This window comes from Nitrospira sp., assembly GCA_016873435.1.
GTDB lineage: Bacteria > Nitrospirota > Nitrospiria > Nitrospirales > Nitrospiraceae > VGXF01.
On record VGXF01000026.1, the window covers coordinates 1 to 4,723 of the forward strand.

At 58.0% G+C, this 4,723-nt stretch carries 7 protein-coding genes; all 7 read right to left on the bottom strand.

Going from position 1 to position 4,723, the window contains the following annotated elements; translation table 11 throughout:
- Positions 1 to 183 (bottom strand): hypothetical protein (locus FJ248_08600; protein MBM4120938.1); only part of this gene is annotated, 183 nt, incomplete at its 3' end.
- A 54-nt stretch (positions 184 to 237) separates the two neighbouring features.
- Positions 238 to 681, bottom strand: a complete 444-nt coding sequence (locus tag FJ248_08605; protein MBM4120939.1) for a type II toxin-antitoxin system VapC family toxin — start codon at positions 679 to 681, stop codon at positions 238 to 240.
- A gap of 5 nt (positions 682 to 686) precedes the next feature.
- Positions 687 to 920, bottom strand: a complete 234-nt coding sequence (locus tag FJ248_08610; GenBank protein MBM4120940.1) for a hypothetical protein — start codon at positions 918 to 920, stop codon at positions 687 to 689.
- 15 nt (positions 921 to 935) lie between these two features.
- The gene (locus FJ248_08615; protein MBM4120941.1) at positions 936 to 2,066 is read right to left on the bottom strand and encodes a hypothetical protein; all 1,131 of its coding nucleotides are present in this window, start codon (positions 2,064 to 2,066) and stop codon (positions 936 to 938) included.
- A gap of 15 nt (positions 2,067 to 2,081) precedes the next feature.
- Positions 2,082 to 3,326: a hypothetical protein gene (locus tag FJ248_08620; GenBank protein ID MBM4120942.1), complete on the bottom strand. Its 1,245-nt coding sequence runs from the start codon at positions 3,324 to 3,326 to the stop codon at positions 2,082 to 2,084.
- 242 nt (positions 3,327 to 3,568) lie between these two features.
- Positions 3,569 to 4,228 (bottom strand): penicillin-binding protein activator LpoB, encoded by a 660-nt coding sequence (locus tag FJ248_08625; GenBank protein ID MBM4120943.1) that lies wholly within the window; start codon positions 4,226 to 4,228, stop codon positions 3,569 to 3,571.
- Positions 4,229 to 4,260: 32 nt separating this feature from the next.
- Positions 4,261 to 4,707 carry a hypothetical protein gene (locus tag FJ248_08630; protein ID MBM4120944.1) on the bottom strand — a complete coding sequence of 149 codons (447 nt, stop codon included), beginning with the start codon at positions 4,705 to 4,707 and terminating at the stop codon, positions 4,261 to 4,263.
- Positions 4,708 to 4,723: the final 16 nt, after the last annotated feature.

A 4,723-nucleotide genomic window follows, 5' to 3' on the forward strand; every position in this document is an offset into this window, starting at 1 on the left:
TTTATTAGCAAACACCGTGGCGTCGCAGGAGATGTACTTAATCTGCTTCATGGGGATGATTGTGACCTCCTTCGCCGTGTCTACTTCCAGTACTTCCATGTCCTCGCTGATCGTATGGCGGATTGCATCCCCTACGAATAGCTCCTGGTTGTCTACAAACACGACCTTCACCCAGTAAATCACTCTGGCCTCCCCTCCGCGGTTATCTTTCAACAATACTGCTTCAGTGTTTTGTGATCACTCGTCTTCAGGATTGATGGCGTTCATGCCCAGCGGCTTACAGAGTTCCAGTATCTGGCGATCCGTACTGACTATCGTGAGCCGTAGCGATTTAAATTCCTGTGCCAGCATGAGATGGACGGCCTGTGGCGTGTGCAGGTGCGGATACTGGAACAACAGTTCCTTGGTGCTGGTAAAGGTCTCGCTGGTTGGAATAGCAAAGTGATAGACGCCGCGCAGGGACTCCGCTTCGAATTTGAACAGGACCGTATACCAATCGTCGCGCGTGAGTTGTCCCTCGCGAGTCTTTTGCGCGAACACCGCATAGAACTCGGTGATCGTCGGGCCGCCGATGAGGATGGTCTTGTCCCGCTTCGTCATCAGGCTGTTGACGATGCGGGATCCGCGTTCACGGCTGTAGCGTTTCACCAACGCTGTGGAGTCAAAATAATAATACGGCATAGCAACTAGCCTCTCCGAGAAACGATAAATTCTGCGAGCGCGGTTCTCAATTTCGACAGTCGATCCTGAATGTCCTCAATCGGAATTTCTTCATAGCCTTGCTGGCGCAACATGACCATTAGACTAGCCTTGTTGACTGCCTCGGTGTCACGCTTGATCCGTTCGACCGCCCGTTGCTTGGATACCCGGCTGGGTGTCTTGCGGGGCGAACGCGAATTTTTGAATGAGGATCGAGCCATGTCCTGGTCGTCTCCTTATAAAGGCGGTTTCGGTGAACCGTCTCCCCGCGTTTCTTTCGGACAGACGGACGGTGGCAGCGTGGCTGCCGGTGCTGTGTCGCCATAGACATAGCCAGCGAGAATCCGAGCCAGCTCCGACGACACATCTTGCTGCATGATGCGCAACGCCTTGGCCTGAGCCTCGCTCTGCGTCAGATGGCCTTCGCGCCCTCCCCGCGATACGGCGCCGATGACTTGCCGGCTGCTTGGGTCCGCAATCACGAAATCGGTGCACCAGCGCACAAAGCGGAACCGCGGGTCTGGCACATCCAGATTGAAGAGCCGCGCCGCGCCTGTGACCAGCAACTCGAGCGGTTTACCCTTATCGCTGCCGGCTGGGACCTTGTCCGTGACCGGCAGCCCTTCTCGGAGCAGCCCTTCGATCACGGCACGCCGAATGGCGTCAGTCTGGTCCCCCTGGATTTCGACTCTCACCGCGAGAGTGGCGGTCATAACCTGTTCGACGGCTCCTGTCAACTCACTGATCCGATACGGGGCCACCGTCCCTTGCCCACTTGGGCGAATCACCCGCAAATCGGTATTGTAGACTTCCCGAAGGACGAGATTCTTCATCGCGCGCCGTAGACTGCGGATGCGCGCCAGCGGTTCCGATGCTTGGCGCGATTCGCTGACATCGGATTCGATCGAGTGGTCCAGTTGGGTCAGTCGTTCCGAGAGCGCTGTCCCTGCCTGCGCGCGGTGCAGGCCGACCAGGGCATAATGCTGACCGGTCTGTGGATGTTCCCACGCGTCCAGCACACGAACATTTTCGAGTACCTTGTCTGTCGAGACGCGCGTAAGCTGATCGAGCGTGAGCCGCCGCTCCGTGCGGGTTGCGCTCCCAGCTTCGAGGGCAAGAAAGGATTCCCAGTCCTTGGATTCGGCTTCCACCCTCGCCGTGAAGATGCGTGCGACCGCTCCATAGGCTCGCTGTTCGGCTGAGGGGCGCGAATCTGCCTGCCCGACGCCTAACAGATACTGATCAGCGGAATAGTCGGGGCTCGTCCCGTTCACCCAGGCCGGTTGCGATCGATGGCTGGTGCAACCGAACAGTAGTCCGGTTGCTAGCACTGCCGCCCAGATGACACTGCCCGGGGACTTCGTCATGACCGTTCCTCCATTTTATTCCATCACCCGGTCAGTGATGAACGTAGTTTCTCCGCTCCGAAGCGTCACAGTTTTCACCACCTCTCGGCCGATTTGTCCACCGTGCTGTCCCATTGGTTGGATGCGGACTTCGTAGGTCCCGACCGGTACCCACAGTCGCGCGATTTTGATTTCGTCCGGCAGTGTCCGCCAACTGCGCGTATCCGCAACCTCCGTGGCATTAGCCATAGCCTTGGCCAGACCGCCGACGATCAAGCCCACAAGCGGACCGGCATCGCGGCCGGCCGCGGCCTGCGCCCCAAGTTTGACGCCTTCGGCCAGAGCATATTTAAGCGCAACTCGCGCCACGGCCCTAACGGCAATGCTAGTAAATTGCTCGGAAAACTCCCTGGCAGCCAGAGCGCTCACGTCCTGTGCCAGTTCGGTCTTACTCGTGACGGCCTGGTCTTGCCCGACGACGCTGATCTGGTCATATGCGACTCTGGTTTTCTGAAGAATGAGCTGGGGCAGCGCGACGCGAACGATCTGTCCGCTTAAGCCTACGAGCGTGCGTTCATCAACGCGAGCCTCTTGAGAGTTGGGCTTGCCTGCAGTCTTGTTCAGCAGCACTAGCGTGAGTGCTTCCTTGCTGATTGGTAGATCAATGAGCTGGTCCTGCTTATAGGGCGCGCGACCATGGTAGCCAACGATGACAATTTGTGCACGCGTAGCGGCCTCAGCATCCGGTTGCCACCTCAAATTCGGAAATGACTGCCGGTACCGGTCGTGTTCCTCAGTGAGCCGCAGCGCGTCGGTGATACGCAGGAGATCGGTGCGGAGCGTGAGGGGCGTCGGTGTGCGGGCTCCGGCCTGTGCGACCCCATAAGCGGCGAAGGCCTTGCGGTAAGCAATAAAGGCATCATTCAATTCGCCAGCAGCTTCGAAGAGAACGCCGCTCAGGTAGCGTGCAAACGCATCGTCGCGATAGGTGTCCGGCTTCTCACCCGCCTGATCGGACAGGACGTTGAGCCGGTGATCCACCCGCCGCGCTTCCACAAGGGCCTCACTGAGACGGCCGGCCAGCGCATAATTGAGCGCCTTGATGATGTTGAGCATCACCTGCTCGTACGTAGCACCTTCGTACGGGAGCACCGAATCGTTGTAGAGCATCGCCTTGACGTCAGTGGAAATCCGACGCGTGTAGAGCTGTTCGACTTCCTGGTCAGCTTTTTCGAGCACGGCCGTGCTGTCCTCGTAGCGTCCAGCCAAATGAAGGGTCATGCCGCGGTCCATGCGATAGAGCACTTGGCTCGCGTTATTGTATTGGGATTGGGCGCTTTCGACAATCGCATCCGCACGTTGGACGTCCCCTGCGCGCAAGCTTTCCTCAATCAGGGCATAGCGATTGACGGAGGGACCGCAGGCGCTCAGAGGAAGCGCTAACAGGAGGAGTAGAAAGTTGGCGCTACGCGCAGTCACAGCGAGGCGTTTAGTGAGACGATCGGTACCGAGGGGCTGGCTGGTCAGAACACCGTCCGCTTGCGTTCCACGACTTTCTTGATCTTCTTCTGCCCGAACCAGGCCTTGACGTTGCTTTCTAAATTCACCAGCTCGAGGTCCACTTGGTAGTAGACGGCCTTCGTACCTCCGGCTTCGTCGAGGATGGTGGAAATGTAGCCCTTCATCATATAGTCGGCGCCGATCTCCTTGCCGGGAGACTTTTGCGTGTCCTCACGGGCATGGGCGGCCTGCTCGGCCCGCTCCTGTCGAATTTCCTCCCGCTCGCCGCGTCCGGCTACGAAGGTGACTTTCTGCGAGTTCACTAGTTCGCGCTGTAGATCGGTCACAAAGGTCTGGGTGTTGATGTGCTCGTGGCTCTTGTTCGTGATCGTGCCAACGACCACAACTGGCTGCTTGCCGCGATGATCACGGATGAAATTATCAAGCCAGGGCGTGCCGAGCGCCTCCTTGACCATCGCTTCAGCGACGATGCGGGAATCGGTATCGTTCCAGCGGCCGCTCAGGTCGATGATCAGACCGGTGTCCACGCGGGTGACTTTTGTTTCGGCCCCACACGCCGGCAGGAGAGCCAGCATGGCCAGGAGAGTGATTGCAGGCCATGCGGGACTGTTCGTTGGTGAATCTTGAGTTATTGATGACCTGAAGGTAGTTTGTTTACCCATGACCGGCACCCCTTACGTCTCATGCCTGGCAGCTATTTCGGTGCTTGCTTGCCTTGCTCTTTCTCGAGCGTGTCGAACAACCGGTCCGCGTTCTTCCGAACGAAATCGCGTGCTTCAGCGCTCAGCTCTTTCGATTCCTCGAGATTGCTCTTAACGTCGGCGAGTTCGAGCTTGGCGAGCACATAATAGATGCCGCTTTCCTTGTCCTTGTAGCGTTCGACCGGCCGTACGCCGTTCAGGGTCACGGTTGAGACGGTCTTGAGCGCCCGTTCAACTTTCTGCTGTTCCTCAGACTTGGTGAAGTCGCTGACGTTGGTGGCTGTGGCAAAGTCCCGCATCAGGTAGTCAGTATAGGCCTTGAAGTTTCTTGCGATTTCGGCGCGTGCCCGGTTTTCCGCCGCTTCCCAGGCCAGTGGCTCGTTCTTGATGCCGATTATTGACCCGACACCATAGAAAGCCTTGTCGGTTTTCGTATTCATCACTCCGGAGCCTTGA

Excerpts from the sequence above, each read along its gene's own strand:
- FJ248_08605 (MBM4120939.1), bottom strand. The coding sequence starts at position 681 with ATGCCGTATTATTATTTTGACTCCACAGCGTTGGTGAAACGCTACAGC.
- FJ248_08610 (MBM4120940.1), bottom strand. The coding sequence starts at position 920 with ATGGCTCGATCCTCATTCAAAAATTCGCGTTCGCCCCGCAAGACACCC.
- FJ248_08615 (MBM4120941.1), bottom strand. The coding sequence starts at position 2,066 with ATGACGAAGTCCCCGGGCAGTGTCATCTGGGCGGCAGTGCTAGCAACC.
- FJ248_08620 (MBM4120942.1), bottom strand. The coding sequence starts at position 3,326 with ATGACCCTTCATTTGGCTGGACGCTACGAGGACAGCACGGCCGTGCTC.
- FJ248_08625 (MBM4120943.1), bottom strand. The coding sequence starts at position 4,228 with ATGGGTAAACAAACTACCTTCAGGTCATCAATAACTCAAGATTCACCA.
- FJ248_08630 (MBM4120944.1), bottom strand. The coding sequence starts at position 4,707 with ATGAATACGAAAACCGACAAGGCTTTCTATGGTGTCGGGTCAATAATC.